Annotated in this window: 14 protein-coding genes; 8 read left to right on the top strand and 6 right to left on the bottom strand. The window is 62.7% G+C overall.

Translation table 11 applies throughout. The annotated features are described in order from the left end of the window. Positions 1-6: 6 nt before the first annotated feature. The 6 genes from EVC45_RS11025 (at position 7) to EVC45_RS11000 (ending at position 7876) form a co-directional block, all read left to right on the top strand. Positions 7-747 carry a response regulator gene (locus EVC45_RS11025; RefSeq protein WP_129958026.1) on the top strand — a complete coding sequence of 247 codons (741 nt, stop codon included), beginning with the start codon at positions 7-9 and terminating at the stop codon, positions 745-747. Then, a complete protein-coding gene (locus EVC45_RS11020) occupies positions 744-2087 on the top strand; it encodes an ATP-binding protein (RefSeq protein WP_129958025.1) in 1344 nt (447 codons plus the stop codon). The genes EVC45_RS11025 and EVC45_RS11020 overlap by 4 nt, the downstream gene beginning before the upstream one ends. Positions 2088-2883: 796 nt before the next feature. Beyond that, complete coding sequence (locus EVC45_RS11015) at positions 2884-4305, top strand: basic amino acid/polyamine antiporter (protein WP_129958024.1); 1422 nt, start codon at positions 2884-2886, stop codon at positions 4303-4305. A 50-nt stretch (positions 4306-4355) separates the two neighbouring features. Then, positions 4356-5615, top strand: a complete 1260-nt coding sequence (gene arcA, locus EVC45_RS11010; RefSeq protein WP_129958023.1) for an arginine deiminase — start codon at positions 4356-4358, stop codon at positions 5613-5615. A gap of 116 nt (positions 5616-5731) precedes the next feature. Beyond that, positions 5732-7252 carry a Na+/H+ antiporter NhaC family protein gene (locus EVC45_RS11005; protein ID WP_129958022.1) on the top strand — a complete coding sequence of 507 codons (1521 nt, stop codon included), beginning with the start codon at positions 5732-5734 and terminating at the stop codon, positions 7250-7252. Between the two features lie 285 nt (positions 7253-7537). Then, on the top strand, positions 7538-7876 hold the full coding sequence (locus EVC45_RS11000) for an RcnB family protein (protein ID WP_129958021.1): 339 nt from the start codon (positions 7538-7540) through the stop codon (positions 7874-7876). Between the two features lie 100 nt (positions 7877-7976). Here EVC45_RS11000 and EVC45_RS10995 read toward each other — a convergent pair whose 3' ends face one another. The 4 genes from EVC45_RS10995 to EVC45_RS10980 form a co-directional block, all read right to left on the bottom strand. Next, on the bottom strand, positions 7977-9233 hold the full coding sequence (locus tag EVC45_RS10995; protein WP_129958020.1) for an MFS transporter: 1257 nt from the start codon (positions 9231-9233) through the stop codon (positions 7977-7979). Further along, positions 9230-9793 carry a GAF domain-containing protein gene (locus EVC45_RS10990; protein ID WP_129958019.1) on the bottom strand — a complete coding sequence of 188 codons (564 nt, stop codon included), beginning with the start codon at positions 9791-9793 and terminating at the stop codon, positions 9230-9232. Before EVC45_RS10990 ends, EVC45_RS10995 begins: the two co-directional genes overlap by 4 nt. 38 nt (positions 9794-9831) lie before the next feature. Continuing rightward, positions 9832-11259: an MFS transporter gene (locus tag EVC45_RS10985; protein ID WP_129958018.1), complete on the bottom strand. Its 1428-nt coding sequence runs from the start codon at positions 11257-11259 to the stop codon at positions 9832-9834. A 69-nt stretch (positions 11260-11328) separates the two neighbouring features. Continuing rightward, positions 11329-13113, bottom strand: a complete 1785-nt coding sequence (locus EVC45_RS10980; protein WP_129958017.1) for a gamma-glutamyltransferase family protein — start codon at positions 13111-13113, stop codon at positions 11329-11331. A gap of 221 nt (positions 13114-13334) precedes the next feature. Here EVC45_RS10980 and EVC45_RS10975 point away from each other — a divergent pair, with 221 nt between their 5' ends. Continuing rightward, on the top strand, positions 13335-14012 hold the full coding sequence (locus EVC45_RS10975; protein WP_129958016.1) for a FadR/GntR family transcriptional regulator: 678 nt from the start codon (positions 13335-13337) through the stop codon (positions 14010-14012). 3 nt (positions 14013-14015) lie between these two features. On the opposite strand, the gene EVC45_RS10970 is transcribed toward EVC45_RS10975, so the two are convergent. Together EVC45_RS10970 and EVC45_RS10965 are read right to left on the bottom strand one after the other, a co-directional pair. Continuing rightward, on the bottom strand, positions 14016-15341 hold the full coding sequence (locus EVC45_RS10970; RefSeq protein ID WP_129958015.1) for a type II toxin-antitoxin system HipA family toxin: 1326 nt from the start codon (positions 15339-15341) through the stop codon (positions 14016-14018). Between the two features lie 2 nt (positions 15342-15343). Next, the gene (locus tag EVC45_RS10965) at positions 15344-15895 is read right to left on the bottom strand and encodes a helix-turn-helix transcriptional regulator (RefSeq protein WP_129958014.1); all 552 of its coding nucleotides are present in this window, start codon (positions 15893-15895) and stop codon (positions 15344-15346) included. Between the two features lie 122 nt (positions 15896-16017). Here EVC45_RS10965 and EVC45_RS10960 point away from each other — a divergent pair, with 122 nt between their 5' ends. Beyond that, positions 16018-16428 (top strand): hypothetical protein, encoded by a 411-nt coding sequence (locus EVC45_RS10960; protein WP_129958013.1) that lies wholly within the window; start codon positions 16018-16020, stop codon positions 16426-16428. Positions 16429-16786: the final 358 nt, after the last annotated feature.

Here is a 16786-nt window from a genome sequence, read left to right as displayed (position 1 = left end):
CCGTTGATGGAAACCTCCGACCATGTACTGATCGTCGATGACGATCGCGGCATCCGCGAACTGCTTGCGGGATACCTCGAGAAAAACGGCGTGCGCGTCTCGCTCGCGGCCAATGGCCGCCAGATGCGCGCCGCGCTCGAGAACGGCGCGCCCGACCTGATCGTGCTCGACCTGATGCTGCCCGGCGAAGACGGCCTCGCGTTGTGCCGCGAACTGCGGGCGGGCAAATTCCGCGCGGTGCCGATCCTGATGCTGACGGCGCGCAGCGAGGAAGCGGACCGGATCGTCGGCCTCGAAATGGGTGCCGACGATTACCTGACCAAACCGTTCGCCGCGCGCGAGCTGCTCGCGCGGATCCGCTCGGTGCTGCGCCGCGCGCGCATGCTGCCGCCCGGCATGGAAGTCACCGAATCGGCGCCGATGCTGTGCTTCGGCGACTGGCGGCTCGACACGACCGCGCGCCATCTGCTCGACGCGGACGGCACCGAGGTCGCGCTGAGCGGCGCGGAATACCGTCTGTTGCGCGTGTTTCTCGATCATCCGCAGCGCGTGCTTACACGCGACCAGTTGCTGAACCTGACCCAGGGGCGCCAGGCCGATCCGTTCGACCGTTCGATCGATCTGATGGTGAGCCGCCTGCGTCAGCGCCTGCGCGACGGTGCGCGCGAGCCGCGCTACATCAAGACGTTGCGCAGCGAGGGCTATGTGTTCTCGGCGGCCGTCACCGCGATCGGAGATCCGGAATGAACGTATCCGCGTCACCGTCGCTGCTGCGCTGGCCGCATTGGCCGCGCACGCTGTTTGCGCGGCTCGCGGTGATCCTGTTCGTCGGGCTCGCGCTCGCGCAGTCGCTGTCGTTCTGGCTCACGATGACCGAGCGCGACCAGACGATGACCAATATCATGATGGGCTACATCGAGCGCGAGGTGGCGAGCTCGGTCGCGCTGCTCGATCATCTCCCGCCCGACGAGCGCGCCCAGTGGCTGCCGCGGCTTGCGCGGCGCAGCTATGAGTTCATGCTCGGCCCGGGCGTGGCCGGCGCGCCGGTCGACGCGAGCCTGTCGGCGCGCGTCGCGCAATCGATCGGCGACGGCATCGGCAAGCGTTATCCGTTGACCGTCAATGCGGTCCCCGGCGATCGCGAGCGTCTGCAGGTGCATCTGAAACTGAGCGACGGCTCGCCGCTCACCATCGACCTGCGGCCGATGCCCGGCGCCCCGTTGTCGCGCTGGCTGCCGCTCGTGCTGGCGCTGCAGCTGCTCGTGCTCGCCGCCTGCTGCTGGCTCGCGGTGCGGCTCGCGACGCGCCCGCTCAATCAGCTCGCCGTCGCGGCCGACACGCTCGGCCCCGACCTGAAGGCCGAGCGTCTGCCCGAAGCCGGTCCGTCCGAGGTGGCGCGCGCCGCGCGCGCGTTCAACGCGATGCAGGACCGGATCGCCACCTACATGACCGAGCGGATGCAGATTCTTGCGGCGATCTCGCACGATCTGCAGACGCCGATCACGCGCATGCGTCTGCGCGTCGACACGATGGACGACGACAGCGAGGCCGCGAAGCTGCGCCAGGATCTGCAGGAAATGGAAGCGCTGGTCAAGGAAGGCGTCGCGTATGCGCGCACGATGCATGGCACGACCGAGGTGCCGCGCCGCATCGATCCCGATGCGCTGTTCGATAGCCTCGTCTGCGATTACGTCGATGCGGGTCAGCAAGTGTCGCTGCAGGGCCAGTTCGGCCAGTCGCTGACGATGCGTCCGCAGGCGTTGAAGCGCATCGTCGGCAATCTGGTCGATAACGCGCTGAGGTACGCCGGCGCCGCGCAGATCGATATAGGCGCGTTGCACGATGGCGAGGCTACCGTGTCGGTGCTCGATCGCGGTCCAGGCATTCCGGCCGAGTCGCTGGAGACGGTGTTCGAGCCGTTCGTTCGACTTGAAGGTTCGCGCAATCGTCAAACGGGCGGCACCGGGCTGGGGCTCGCGATCGCGCGGCAACTCGCGCTCGCGATGGACGCGACGCTCACGCTGCATAACCGCGTCGGCGGGGGGCTCGAAGCGCGGCTGACGTTGAGGAAGTTGCGCGAGTCGTAGTCGGATCTCCAGATCGCGGACGCGACGGGCGAGCGCCGTTTTGCCCGGATTGACGCTATGCGTTTCCGTGACTCCCTGGCGTGCAAGGAGCCATCGCGCGACAAGAAAAAGAACCCGCCATAATGAATGTCGGGCCAAAGCCTGAGGGTGAGGGATCCCGACAGGCGCGAAGGTCGTAGCGCATGCGATCGTTCCATGAAGCGCTTTGACGTGTGTCGCGATCGGCATTCAGATGCGCGGGCAAAATTCTATGGAAGACATTGTCTGAGTAGCGATCCCGTCAGAAAAATTCACAAAGCCACCACCGTGAAATCGTCATCCGGTTTGTACTGTCGATGATCTTCGCGCGCCATTCTTTCGAGCTGCCGGTCTGTCGTTTCTCAGTAGTTCTGAGCGAGCACCGGTTAAGCTGACTTCAACCATTACCCGTCATTTGAGAAACGTGCTGGTGATGCGGCGCGTCACATCATTGTCAAATCGATCGATATCGAATGCGATTTACAGATACGGATGATTCGGATGCGTGCTTCGTGTGTCATATGACACAAAGGGCAGGGTGAATTGTTAATTCGCCAATTCAATGATATTCGGCAATGCAGCATTGATCGATACGACCGTATAGCGCGCGGTACCTTGTCTTGCGATTAATTGACAAACGCGAGCGGAGAGACCATTCTTTTCGTGTGGTGGTTGCAGAGTAACGCGGCGGATCAACAGCAAGATCGGCCGAGAGACACGTTTCGTTCGAGTCTGATTTCAGATCCTTGTTAAAAAGGTAACTAAAAAAGGAATCCGAATGGCGTCCACTCCACAAAAGATGTCAAAGATGCAACTCACCGGGATGGTGGTGGGCGGCATGGTCGGAGCCGGGATATTTTCCCTGCCGCGTACCTTTGCCAATGCGACCGGTCCGTTGGGCGCCGTGATTGCGTGGCTTATCGCGGGCACGGGCATGTATATGCTCGCCCGTGTGTTTCAGGCGCTGGCGGAACGAAAGCCCGAACTGGACGCAGGCGTGTTTGCGTACGCGAAAGCGGGCTTTGGCGACTATCCGGGCTTTCTCTCGGCATTTGGCTACTGGATCAGCAGTTGTATCGGCAATGTTTCTTACTGGGTGCTGATCAAGTCGACGCTCGGTGCGTTCTTTCCGGTGTTCGGTGAAGGCAATACGGTCGTCGCGATCGTCGTTGCATCGATCGGCATCTGGCTATTTCATTTCATGATCCTGAAGGGCGTGCAGCAGGCGGCCTTCATCAACAGTATCGTCACGGTCGCCAAGATCATTCCGATTCTGGTATTCATCCTGATTCTGATCTTCGGTTTCCGGATGGACCTGTTCCAGGGCAACCTCTACGGCGGCGGTCTCGAAGGCAACATCTTCGAGCAGGTGCGGGCCACGATGCTGGTCACGGTGTTCGTGTTCATCGGTATCGAGGGAGCGAGCGTTTATTCGCGCTATGCAAAGAAGCGCTCCGACGTCGGGCAGTCGACGATACTCGGCTTCATCGTCGTGACCTCGCTGATGGTGCTCGTGACGATGCTGCCTTACGCGGTGCTGCAGCGCGCCGATATTGCGGCCATGCGCCAGCCGTCGATGGCTGCGGTGCTCGAGGCGGTGGTCGGTCACTGGGGTGCGGTTTTCGTCAGCATAGGTCTGCTGATTTCGGTGCTCGGCGCTTATCTCGCCTGGTCGTTGATCTGCGCCGAAGTGTTGTTCACGGCGGCGAGGACCGAAGACATGCCCGCCGTGTTCGGTAAGGAGAACGTCAACAAGACGCCGGCTAATGCATTGTGGCTGACCAACATCGTGGTGCAGCTGCTCGTCATCAGCACATACTTCTCGCGCGACGCGTTCGCGCTGATGCTGAATCTGACGAGTGCGATGTCGTTGATCCCATACCTGTTCGTCGCGGTGTTCGGCTGCATGAACGCGAGTCGCGGCGACGGTTACGACGTGCGCCCCGAAGAGAGCAGGCGCGACCTGATCATGGCCGCAATCGCCGTGATCTATACGGCGTTCATGATCTGGGCGGGCGGCCTGAAATTCATTCTGCTTGCCGCGGTACTGTACGCGCCCGGGACGATTCTTTATTTCTGGGCGCGACGCGAGCAGAACAAGAACGTCTTCATCACTTCCGACTGGTTCATCTTCGCCGTCATCGTCGTTGGCGCGATCATCGGCCTCTATGCCCTCGTAACCGGAAGGATCACGATCTGACGACATCAGATTGAACAGAGCGGGTCAACACTGGTATTCAGGAGATCATCATGGCGAATACGGACGCGAAAGCGGGTGAATTGGGTGTCTACTCGGAAGTCGGGCAACTGCGCAAGGTGATGGTCTGCGCACCAGGGCTCGCGCATCAGCGTCTTACCCCGAGCAATTGCGATGAACTGCTGTTCGACGATGTGCTATGGGTGGAGAACGCGAAGCGCGACCACTTCGACTTCGTCACGAAGATGCGCGACCGCGGCGTCGAAGTGGTGGAGATGCACAATCTGCTCGCGGAAACGGTCGCAGTGCCGGAAGGCAAGAAGTGGATTCTCGACAACCAGGTGGTGCCGAATCAGGTCGGCCTCGGCTTTATCGACGAATTGAGAAGCTATCTGGAAGGGCTCGACAATCGCAAGCTGGCCGAAACGCTAATTGGCGGGCTATCCACGCACGACTTCCCTGAAGCGCACGGCGGCAAGGCGCTGGAGGTCGCGAAGGAAGCGGCGGGCGGCACGGAGTATCTTCTGCCGCCGCTGCCGAACACGCTGTACACGCGCGACACGACCTGCTGGATCTATGGAGGCGTGACCCTCAATGCGCTGTACTGGCCGGCGCGCCACGAGGAGACAATCCTCACCACCGCGATCTACAAGTTTCACCCGGACTTCGCGGGCAAGGTCAACGTGTGGTGGGGCGACCCGACCCAGGACCACGGGCTCGCCACGCTGGAAGGCGGCGACGTGATGCCGATCGGCAAGGGCGTCGTACTGATCGGCATGAGCGAGCGCACCTCGCGCCAGGCCATCAGTCAACTGGCGGCAACGCTGTTCAAGAAGGGCGCGGCCGAGCGCGTGATCGTCGCGGCGATGCCGAAGATTCGCGCGGCGATGCACCTCGATACCGTGTTCACGTTCGCCGATCGCGATTGCGTGCTGGTCGCCCCGGACTTCATGGCGAAGACGCGCATCTATTCGTATCGCCCGAGCAGCCATCCGAGCGGTGTCGAATTGCACGCCGAAAACAAACCGTTTACCGACGTCGTCGCCGAGGCCCTCGGGCTGAAGCAACTGCGCGTGGTCGAGGCGGGCGGCAGCGACTATCAGCGCGAGCGCACGCAGTGGGATAGCGGTGCGAACCTCGTGTGCGCGGCGCCGGGCGTCGTTTATGCGTACGACCGCAACACGTACACGAACACGCTGCTGCGCAAGCAGGGCATCGAGGTGATTACGATCGTCGGTGCGGAGCTGGGCCGTGGACGTGGTGGCGGTCACTGCATGACCTGCCCGATCATCCGCGATGCAGTCGACTATTGATCAGACAAGCGGATCAAGCTGGCGGGCGCACTGGCAAAGTTCCGCCCGCTCACTGAAGCGGCAAGCGGGCGGCGGCAGCGAGGTTGCAGGAGCAACCGATACGGGGGCAAGCTCAAATGAAGAGGCCCGAATTACCCGAGCCGGTCACGCTGACCGAAGCGATCGTTCCAATCGCCAGCCTCGTTGTGCTGGTCAGTCTGTCGTACTTTCTGTTCGGCGATGCGGGCGCGAGCGGCCCGAACCAGGTGGGGCTCACCGTCGCGGCGATGATCGCCGTGTTCATCGGCTGGCGCCGCGGCCATTCGTTGGCCTCGCTCGGCGAAGCCGCGGCGGCCAGTGTCAGCACGGGCATCGGCGCCATCTTCATCCTGTTCGCGGTCGGCGCGCTGATCGGCACGTGGGCGCTCAGCGGTACGCTGGTCGGCATGGTGTATTACGGGCTGAAGATTCTTAGCCCTAACTATTTCTACGTGACGGCGGCCGCGATCTGCGGCGTCGTGTCGATGAGCATCGGCAGTTCGTGGACGGTAGTCGGCACGATCGGTATCGGGCTGATGGGCATCGCACAGGGCATGGGACTCAACGAAGCCATCGCGGCGGGCGCGATCATCTCGGGCGCCTATATCGGCGACAAGTCTTCGCCTCTGTCCGATTCCGCCAATCTTGCCGCGGCGGCGTCCGGAGTCGAACTGTATCGGCATCTGCGCGAAGTGTTCGTCACCTCGGCCGTGGCGGTCATCATCGCCTTCGCGTTTTATTTTCTGGTCGGCCGCCCCGGCGATTTCGACGCCGGCGCGGAGATCGACGCGATGCGCGGAGCATTTCACATTTCGCTGTGGCTGTTTGCGCCGTTATTACTCGTCATCGTGCTTGCTGTCTTCAAGATGCCGCCGTTTACCGCCATCTTTCTCGGCGCGCTGGCAGGTGGCGTGCTTGCCGTGTGCGTGGCGCCCGAGCGCGTGATTGCGTTCGCGTCCGCATCTGCATCTGCATCTGCGTCCAGGACGGCCGCCTTGCCGGACTGGCTTCTGCTCGTCAAAGGCGTCTGGCTCGCACTGGCGAGCGGCTACAAGGCGACGACGGGCAACGTCACGCTCGACGTGCTGGTCACGCGCGGTGGCATGGAAAGCATGCTGAATACGATCTGGCTGATCATTTCCGCCCTCGGGTTTGGCGGCGTGGTCGAAAAATGCGGCGTGCTCGAGCGCCTGATCGCACCGGTCATCGAAAAAGCGCGGAGCGCGGGTGCGCTGGTGGCGTCGCTGGTTGCCGCGGTCATCGCCACTAATATCGTCACTGCCGATCAATACATCGCGGTCGTGCTGCCCGCGCGCATGTTCAAGACCGCGTTCGCCCGGCGCGGGTTCGCTCCGGTCGTGCTGTCGCGGGCGGTCGGCGACTCGGCCACGCCCACCGGCGCGCTGATTCCGTGGAATAGCTGTGGCGCATATATGGCCGCAACCCTCGGTGTCGCTACGCTCAGTTACGCGCCGTACGCGGTGTTTTGCTTCGCGAGCCCGTTGTTGACCGTCGCGATGGCCTATGCGGGCATCCGGATGCCGCGCATCGCGAGCGAATCCATCGTCAAGCCCGAGTCGGCCGCCGAGCAATCCGGCCCGCTCCACCCGGACGATTGACGTGACGAATCGAATAGCCTTGCTAATCGCCGGGTCCACGCAGAAGGTAAAGGTGGCCAGGTCCGGCTTGAAGTCGAACTTGCTTTTACTATACTTTTTAACGACTTCGAGTCACGCTTGAATTATCGAATGTTATATCTCGCGATTTGCGAAAATTACATTTGATACACCAGCGATCGCTGCAATGAAGTTCTAGTTAATGAATCTGCAAGTAACTGGACGATCACTTTTCACGTCAATCACGTGAATGCCCGGAGCTTTCTTCCACCGCACGGAGGTTCGAACATGAATAATCGCATTGTTGCGCAACTCGTTGCGTTGTCGTTTGCCGGTGTGTCGGCGTTCGCGATTGCGGCTGGACCGCCGCCGAAGGACGAGGGCGGCGGCCAGATGGCCGGTACGGGCCGTCAGCAGGTGATGCCAACCATTCCGCATCGTGACTGGCATAAGGGTCAACGTGTGCCGGCCGAATACCGTAATTACAATTTCATGATGGACGACTGGCGTGGTCACGGCCTCAATGCGCCGCCGCGCGGCCATAAATGGCTAGGCGTCAATGGTGATTATGTGCTCGTATCGACGAACAACTGGACCATTTCCAACATCGTCGCTGGAAACGAGTAATGCTTCATCGTGGTGCCCAGGTTTTCCGGCGACTGAATTCTAGCGCCGAAACCTGGGCAATTTTTTGACGCGACACGATTTCGTCATTGTCGCCATGGAGTTAATGTTGCGTATCGTATAGCCGGTCAGGAACAAACAATGCAGTTATGCCGCTCAAAAAGAATACCGCACCGACCACGAGAAAGCCGAGACCGATCGAGAACTGCGTGGCGATAAAACCGATGACGATCGGCGCCGCCCCCGAACAGAAGCGCCCGAGGTTATACGAGCCGCCCACCGCGGTGCCGCGTACCGACGTCGCGAAGCTCTCCGACATGAACGTGCCGATGGTGCCGAGCGGCACGCCGTACAGAAAGCCGAAGAAAAGCATCAGCGTGGAAATGTTGTCGCGGGTGTGCCAGAAAATGATGATGGGCAGAAAGAGCGCCGCACCGATGCAACCCAGCACGTACACGCCGCGCCGGCTCCAGCGATCGCCGAGCCAGCCCGCGAAGATCTTGCCGATGAAGGCGACCACGTACGTGCCGATCATGTAGCCGGTGAGCGAGCTGAACTTGATGTGCAGTTCCTTCTCGAGGTACGTGGGCAGCCAGTTGTTCAGGCCGTAAAAGCCGGACAGCACGAAGACCGACGCGAAGGTCCACAGGATGAACATCGTGCGTGCCTGGCGGTCGCGGAAAATCTGCGCATAGCGATTGTCGGCGCGGCGCCTCTCGCTCGTGCGATCGGCGGCCCGGCTCGCGAGCCATGCCGCCGGTTCGGGAACCGCGAACTTGATCGCGAACGCGAGCAGCACCGGCACGGCCGACACGTAGTACAGCGTGCGCCAGCCGTACTGTGGCAGGATCCAGTTGCTGAGCGCGATCACGACGATATAGCCGGCCGAAATGCCGGTTTGCAGCATGCCGAGCACCAGCGAGCGCCGCTCGGTCGGCACATATTCGGCCACGAGCGTGGTGACCAGCACCATGCAGCCAATGCCGAGCGAACCGATAAAGCGCACCGCCGCGAATTGGACGAAGGTGTGCGTGAACCCGAGCATCCCCGCGCCGAGCGAGAACAGCGCGAGCGCCCATGCGACGACTCGCACACGGCCGAGACGATCGCTCGCCCAGCCGCCGACGATGCCGCCGATCGCCATGCCGAGCAAGGTCAGACTGCCGAGCGCGCCCGCTTCGACATTGGTCAGCCCGAAATCGTCCTTGATGCGCGACAGGGTGAGGCCGTACATCATCACGTCGGCGCCATCGGCGACCAGCGCGAGGTAGCCGAGCACGAAGACCAGCACCCAGCGCCCTTGCGAGACGGTGGGACGGGTCACGGCCTGATAGTGTTGCAAGTCGGATGGTGTTTTCATGAATGGGCGGCGCAAGCAGGGGATTTGGTATTGTGCTGGAGCAGAGCGGGGGCAAGAAAGGCGCCGATCAGGACGCCTATGCTTTCGTGACGGCTCGTGTACCAGCCTTCCTTGTGCGTCAGGTTCATCGTACCGATGCACACGCCATCATAGGCGATCGGAATGTTCAGGATCGAACCGAGACCCAAAGCGGTCATCACCGCATGATCGTCGAAGGCCTCGCGAATGCCCTGCGACGTCGCGGCACGAAACGGCTTCAGATCCTGAAGTATCTGTTGCGCCCACGCGGTGCCCTGCTTCCTCTTGCGCCCGCCCAACGGATAGACGTCCGGCATGTTCGTATAGACCCGTTCGACCTCGTGACGCTGTGCATCGTAGGACATGATCGTGATCAGGCTCAGGCCTATCGCCTTCGCCGCCACCGCGTGAACCGCGCGGAACAGTTCGAGCGGCTGGTCTTTCAGGCGCATCGCCAGCGCGAGCCGCTCGAGGTCAGAGAAATCCAGCATCTGCGTATCGTGCGGTGCGGATTCGGTCAGGTTGCCTTGCATCGTTTGCATCGCGTTGGCATCGGAAAGTGTGAAAAGTCGCAGTGCGTTCAGCCGTGCATGCGGGTGGAGCTCAGCTGGCCTTGCGCGTCGCGAGCCGGTTCGAGCTCGCTCGCTTCGATATCTTCGAGCGAGCGGTTGCGCGTTTCGATACCGAGGAAGAACACCACGCAGGCGCCGATCACCAGCACCGTGGTCGTCATCGCGAACACGCCGAGGAAGCCGAACAGCGGATAAACGAAGCCGACGAGGATGGGTGCGCTGACCGAACCAATGCGGCCGAACGATGACGACGAGCCCGTGCCAGTCGTGCGCACCGCGGTCGGAAACACTTCCGGCGTGTAAGCGTAGACGCCGGCGAATGCGCCGTTCATGAAGAACGACAACGCGATGCCCGCGGTCATGATCTGTATGCCGGTGTGAGAGAACGCGAGCGTGATCGCGGCGATGCCGCCGAGCAGCATGTAGGAAGCGACCACCGCCTTGCGGCCGATCTTCTCGTTGAGCCACGCCGCCGAGAAGTAGCCGGGAATCTGCGCGCCATAGATCGCGATCGAATAGCCGAAGCTCCTGGTCATCGTCAGTCCTTCCTTGACGAGCAGGCTCGGGATCCACGAGAAGAACGAGTAGTACGCGAACGCGACCGAGAACCACATCAGCCAGCTGACCGCGGTGGTACGCGCGAGTCGCGGCGACCACAGCGTCAGCACGTTGCGCCATGCGTTGCCGCGCGCCGGCGTCGAGGCCGGAATGGGCGCTGCGTGAAGCGCGTTGCTCGCAGTCACGGGCGCAAGCGCAATGCCGCGCTCGATGAACGCCGCTTCGATGCGGCCGACGATGCCGTTCGCCTCGGCCGCGCGGCCCTGGCTTTCGAGCCAGCGCGGCGATTCGGGCAGCGTGCGGCGCCACCACAGCAGCATCACGACGGGCAGCGACGTGATCACCGCCAGATAGCGCCAGCCGTCGGCGAAGTTGCGCACCACCGCGAAGCCGAGAATCGACGAGGTCAGATAGCCGAACGACATGAAGCCGACCAGCGCGCCGCAGAAAATGCCGCGATAGCGGCGTGGCACGAATTCGGCGAGAAACGGCGCGATCACGACGGTCTCCGCGCCCGAACCGAAACCGGCGACGACGCGCAGCGCGAAGAACGTGTGCCAGTCCTGCGCGGTCGCGCTCGCGAGCGACGCGACGCAATAGATCGCGAGCGCGCTCATCATGATGCGGCGCCGTCCGATCACGTCGGCGAGCACCCCCGACAGGAACGCGCCGAAAAAGTAGCCGATATAGGTGCTGCTCGCGACGAGCCCGGTCTGAGCGGTCGTCAATTGCCACAGCTTGCTGACGACCGGCAGCAGGAACGCGAGCGACGACGAATCGAGTCCGTCGAACATGTACCCCAGCCCGCCGATCAGCAGCAGTCTGCGGTGAAAGCTCGACAGGGGCAGTCTTTCAAGACGGGCGGCGACGGCGGACACGGCAACTTCTCCTGAAGGAAATAACGCGGCGTGGCCGCGCGTTCTGCGCTGATGGTTGCGTCGATCCGCTTACCGGCCGATCGCATAGGCCTGCATCTGACGCGGCGTGGCCGCGCCTCGCAGCATGCCGTTGCGGATCGCGACCGCGCATACGCGGCCGAGCGCCCACGGCTCCGCGACGGTGAGGTCGTGGCCGCGCGCGCGCAGCTCGGCGAGCGTGCTGTCCGGAAAGCGCGACTCGGCCGACATTTTGCCGAGCTGCATCGCCCGAGGATAAAACGAGCCGGGGAAGTGCGCGGTCTGGAACGACGGCGCATCGGCCGCGGCCTGGAAGTTCATGCCGCCATGCACGTGCTTGAGGAACAGCTGCAGCGACCACTGATCCTGCTGGTCGCCACCCGGTGTACCGAAGGCCGCGTACGGCTTGCCGTCGCGCGTGACGAGCGTCGGCGACAGCGTAGTGCGCGGGCGGCGCCCCGGGCCGAGCGACGAAGGCAGGCCATCTTCCATCCAGAACATCTGTGCGCGCGTGGTGACGTTGAAGCCGAGACCCGGCACCGCCGGCGATGCCTGCAGCCAGCCGCCCGACGGCGTGGCCGACACCATGTTGCCCCAGCGGTCGACCACGTCGAGATGCACGGTGTCGCCACGCAATTCGGGCAGCGGCGCGAAGGTCGGCTCACCCTGGCCGAAGCCGCCGGCCTGCTCGCGCCCGGCATTCGCGAGGATGCGCGCGGCGCGCTGCTCGCTGTCGCCGAGCAACCCGGGGCGGAATTCGAACGACGCGCGGCGCGGATCGATGAGGCGCCGCCGCTCGTCGTTGTAGGCGTCGCTGAGCAATACATCCATCGGCACATGCGAAAACGCCGGGTCGCCATAGAACACCTCGCGATCGGCGAACGCGAGCTTCGAGCACTCGATCACCGTGTGCACGAAATCGGGTCCCAAGGGGTCCATCGCGCCGAGATCGAAACCCTTCAGCAGCGCGAGCTGTTGCAGGAACATCGGGCCCTGGCCCCACGGGCCGGTTTTGTGAACGCGCATGCCCGCGTAGTCGTACGACACCGGGTCTTCATAGGTCGGCTCCCAGCGCGCCAGATCGCCGGCATCGAGCAGCCCGCTGTTACGCAGGCCCGAGGTGTCGAGCACGGCGGTCGAACGGAAGTACTGGTCGATCGCATCGGCGACGAAGCCGCGATAGAAGACATTACGCGCCCGTTCGCACTGCTCGGCGCGATCGCTGCGCGTATTCGCCTCGCGCAGGATGCGCTTGTAGGTTTCGGCGATCGCGGGATTCGCGAACAGCTGGTTCGGCATCGGTGCCTCGCCGTTGCGCAGCCATTGCTCGGCCGAGGTCGTCCATTCGGTGCGGAAGAAGTCCTGAATCGCGAGAATCGATGCTGCCATGCGCGGCAGCACCGGGTAGCCGTTTTCCGCGTAGCCGATCGCATAGCTCAGCACGTCTTCGAGCGGCAACTGGCCATAGTCGCGCAGCAGCGCCATCCACGCGCCGAATGCGCCCGGCACGACCGCGGGCAGCAGGCCCGTGCCCGGCACCACGTCGAGCCCCATCTTGCGCATCCGCTCGATGGTCATGCGTGCGGGCGTCACGCCTTGGCCGCACAGCACGCGCACGCGTTCTTCGCGCGCGCTGTAGAACACCACCGGCAGCTCTCCACCCGGACCGTTCAGATGCGGCTCGACGATCTGCAGCACGAAGCCGGCCGCGGCGGCGGCGTCGAACGCGTTGCCGCCTTTTTCGAGGACCGCCATCGCCGATGCGCTCGCGAGCCAGTGCGTCGAGGCGACCATGCCGAAGGTGCCGATCAGTTCCGGGCGGGTTGTAAACGACATGCGCGACTCCTTGGCGACGACGGGACCGATTGATAGAACCAATACTGAATGGTTCGATTTGAGAAAGTGAAAGCGTAAGACTAACGAAGCCGGGTTGCACCCGGTGTTAACCCGCGATGGTTGAACCAGTATAGCCGATCAAAAATCATCGGATACTGCTGTGGCGTGCTGCCGAGATTCTGGTATCGTGTGAACCAATATTAATTGGTTCACTGAGCGACATGGACAAGCCGGTACTGGATGCGCTACTCGACTACATCGCCGACCATCAGTTGAAGGACGGTGACGCGCTGCCGCCCGAAAGAACGCTCGCCGAAGAACTGGACGTGAGCCGCCGTGAGTTGCGCGCGGCGCTCGCTTCGCTCGAGGCGTCGGGGCGCGTGTGGCGCGGCGTTGGCCGCGGCACCTATCTGGGCGCGCGGCCGCTGAAGTTCGCGCCGACGCTGCGCGGCTTGCGCGCCGGCACCAGTCCCGCGGACATCGCCGAAATGCGACTGCTGTTCGAGCCGGCGCTGGCCGCGCTGGCCGCGACGAAAGCGAGTGGCGACGATCTGCAGGAACTGGAAAAATGCGCACGCAAAAATGCCGCCGCGAAGAACGACGACGAGTGGCAGCAATGGGATCACCGCTTTCATTTGCTGATCGGACATGCGACGCGTAATCCCGCGTTGATTGCGTTAATGGAGGTGATCAACGGCATGCGGGTGAAGCCGGAGGTTCGCGAGAAAACATCCGCGCAGGAGACGCGGGAGTTTTTCGCGCAACAGCATCAGGCGATCGTCAATGCGCTGAAAGCGCGCGACGCGGACGCGGCCGCGCAATGCATGCGCGAGCATCTGCTGAGCGTGCAGGGGCGCGCCACTGCGAAGACCCATGGAGGGGCGGAGCGGCGTGCGTGAGCTTTACTGGGCAAGCTTGCGGTTCAGCCGACGCATGCCGTCGAATACCGCATCGGCCACGTCCAGCGGAAAGTCGGCGGGCAATCGCGACGCGACTGTGTCGATCACCGTCTCCGTTTGCCCGGTCAACTCATCGATCAGCGTATCGATATCCGCGGCGGAAAGACCAACGCGCTGCCCTTCGGCGGCCCAATGCCGGCGCTGGATCTGATTGAGCAGGTAGTGGACGTTCTTGCCGCGAACCGCCATCGCCAGTTTCACTTTCTGCGGTGCGAGGCGGCCCGCGCCGCCGCCGATGATCGGATGCGCGGAGAGCACGTCGTAAAGCGGCGTGGATTCGTAGCGATTGCCGGGCAGATGCGCGATGCTGAAGTTCTTCGCATGCCCATCGGTCGCGGCGAGCAGCCAGAAGACCAGTTGCGTCGCGAAGAAGTTGCGCCGGTCCGTCGTCGCGCGCGACGAGCCCGCGAGTATCTCCATGATCGCCTCGATGCCCGGACCGCCGTCGGACTCGTACTTGCGCAGCGCCGACGTGCCAGTGGCCTGACACATGTCCTCCTGCGGCAGCCGCACGATCCACGTGGCGTCGCTCGACAAACGGCGATCGAAGCGCTCGACGATCAACACCTTCTGCTCGTCGAATCGCGCGATTTCGCAGTGCGCGACCGGGAGCCCGTAGGCCGCGACGATCTGCGAGCACAGCCATTCGTTTTCCACCGAGGTGCGCATATCGGCGCGCATGTTGCCGACGAGCCCGAGCGGCAGCTTGAAGATGTGCGTGGTCGGCGTGCTGCCTTCAGGCAGCAGCCAGCGGTTGCGATGACGCAGCAGCGCGGTTTTTTCCTGCGCGCCGGCGATCGACAGACGCAGGTCTTCGAGCGGATCGTGCTGCCCGAGCGGCGCTCCCGACGTCGTGCCGCGCAGCAGCGCGGCGATGTCGCCGGTGCTGAGTTCGCGGCCGTGGATGCTCGTCAGATCGTTCGGTTCTTCGTCCGGCGGCAGCAGTTGCAACGCGCCGACGCAGTCGCGTCCGAGCGCGGTGAGCAACGCGAACGGCGCGGCGCTGCCGGTGCGGTAGCGCGCGGCGATGCGGCGTCGGATCGGCTCGCTGTCGGGCAGCAGGTTGTCGAAATAGTCGGCGACGATCTGGCCGCGATATGGCTGATTGCCCGGTGTAAACGGCAGCGACAGCGATAGCGGGCGTCCTTGCGGATCGTCGGTCCATTCGTCGACATAAGTCAGACGTTCGCCGCTGCGTGTCGTTTCCCACGCGCCGACCCGCAGGCCGTTCATCCACAGATTCAGACGGTTCGGTGTGCCGCGCGCCATGCTTACCAATCCTCCCGCTTCTTGCTGGTGCTGGTCGCTTTGGTCGCCCTGGCGGGTTTGATTGCTTTGGGCTCTTGGGCGGTGCTGGCGGATCTGGCTGCTTTGACCCCGGTGCCCGATGCTTGAGCGGCGGTGCGGTCGCTGTCCGTGCCGGGCGATCTCGTCGCCGCGCGCCGCACCGGAGCTTGCGCGCGCGCCTGTTTTTGCGGCGATGTTTCTGGTGTGAGCGGCACGCGCGTGGCAGGTCTGGCGTTGCCTTTTGCTGCGGCCGGCGTTCCGGCGGCCGGCGCTCCGGCGGCTGGTGTCTCTGCGTCTTCCACGGCAACGCTTTGCGTCGATCCGCTCTGCGTGAGTTTCATATCGACCTGCAAGACCCGCAACACCCTGAAGAGCCGTTCGATGCTGACGGCCGCCGGATTCGCTTCGAGTTGCGCGTAGGTCTGTTGCGTGACTCCGAGATGCGCGGCCATCGCAGCCTGAGTGAGGCCGGCGGTCTTCCTGAAGCCCTGCAGGATCGGTCTGAGCTGGCTCAGTGTCTTGATGGCGTAGTCCACGGTCGATCTCCGGTTCGGCTGCGACGGCGCAACAGGCCAAAGCCTGTAAGTTGCAGATACAGTTTATACCCTGTATTTAGCAAATACAAGCTAAAGACTGTTAATGATGAACGCGGACGCATTTGAAACGATTGTCCGGTTGCCCGGCCATCAACGCAACTAACCGTCAACCGCGCGCGAGCCCTCCCTTCGCTGCTGCGCAGCCACCTGACCGCAAGCAAGATGTGATCGACCGAAGTCCGTTCGACGGCAGACGCAAGCGTGAGATCCGCACAGTCACCGATAAACATGTCGACAAACGCATCAATAAAAACGCATCTGTTTCACTATTGGTTGGTACTGCTTCCAGAGGAAAAACTCGTCAAACGAAAATAGATAAATTCGAACCGTTCTCGATTGACAATCTAATCAGGAAGCCGAACATTCAGTCCGAAAAAGCCGCTTCGCATTGCAGGGATAGAACATTGAATAATCGGCGCTATGAAATCGATGGGAATACCACCCGCGCTGCTCGAGCGCAGGATAACCGATGAGTGTTTACACGCATGGCATCGCATCATTTCGCTAGCCAAATGAAATTTGACACAAATGTCACGCGCTGGGCATCGAGCGGAAATGGGCTTGGAAATTGCCGAAAAGGCTGTAGACTCTAAAGCGTGTCTTACGCGACGAGGCCAACGCAAGTCCAGTCGTTACCAGCAAACAGCAGGTACGCACATCACTCCAATCCGCCACGAGACTTTCTGTCGCCAAGGTGTCTATTCGCTGATGCAACCCAACGCCAATAGAACCCGAACCGATGAACCACGCCGACCGGTGAACCTGAAAGGAGATGCGACGAGACACACAGACCAATCTTCCAAATAACGCGACCGACACCGCCGGATGCGG

The organism is Paraburkholderia sp. UYCP14C, assembly GCF_004197395.1.
Taxonomy (GTDB): Bacteria; Pseudomonadota; Gammaproteobacteria; order Burkholderiales; family Burkholderiaceae; genus Paraburkholderia.
The sequence above is the reverse complement of the archived record's forward strand: the minus strand, read 5'-3'. Positions and strand labels throughout refer to the sequence as shown.

Bases quoted from the DNA above. Each gene is read 5' to 3' on its own strand.
- EVC45_RS10980 (WP_129958017.1), bottom strand. From the start codon at position 13,113: ATGTCGTTTACAACCCGCCCGGAACTGATCGGCACCTTCGGCATGGTC.
- EVC45_RS10970 (WP_129958015.1), bottom strand. From the start codon at position 15,341: ATGGCGCGCGGCACACCGAACCGTCTGAATCTGTGGATGAACGGCCTG.
- EVC45_RS11025 (WP_129958026.1), top strand. From the start codon at position 7: ATGGAAACCTCCGACCATGTACTGATCGTCGATGACGATCGCGGCATC.
- arcA (WP_129958023.1), top strand. From the start codon at position 4,356: ATGGCGAATACGGACGCGAAAGCGGGTGAATTGGGTGTCTACTCGGAA.
- EVC45_RS11020 (WP_129958025.1), top strand. From the start codon at position 744: ATGAACGTATCCGCGTCACCGTCGCTGCTGCGCTGGCCGCATTGGCCG.
- EVC45_RS11015 (WP_129958024.1), top strand. From the start codon at position 2,884: ATGGCGTCCACTCCACAAAAGATGTCAAAGATGCAACTCACCGGGATG.
- EVC45_RS10995 (WP_129958020.1), bottom strand. From the start codon at position 9,233: ATGAAAACACCATCCGACTTGCAACACTATCAGGCCGTGACCCGTCCC.
- EVC45_RS11005 (WP_129958022.1), top strand. From the start codon at position 5,732: ATGAAGAGGCCCGAATTACCCGAGCCGGTCACGCTGACCGAAGCGATC.
- EVC45_RS10975 (WP_129958016.1), top strand. From the start codon at position 13,335: ATGGACAAGCCGGTACTGGATGCGCTACTCGACTACATCGCCGACCAT.
- EVC45_RS11000 (WP_129958021.1), top strand. From the start codon at position 7,538: ATGAATAATCGCATTGTTGCGCAACTCGTTGCGTTGTCGTTTGCCGGT.
- EVC45_RS10990 (WP_129958019.1), bottom strand. From the start codon at position 9,793: ATGCAAACGATGCAAGGCAACCTGACCGAATCCGCACCGCACGATACG.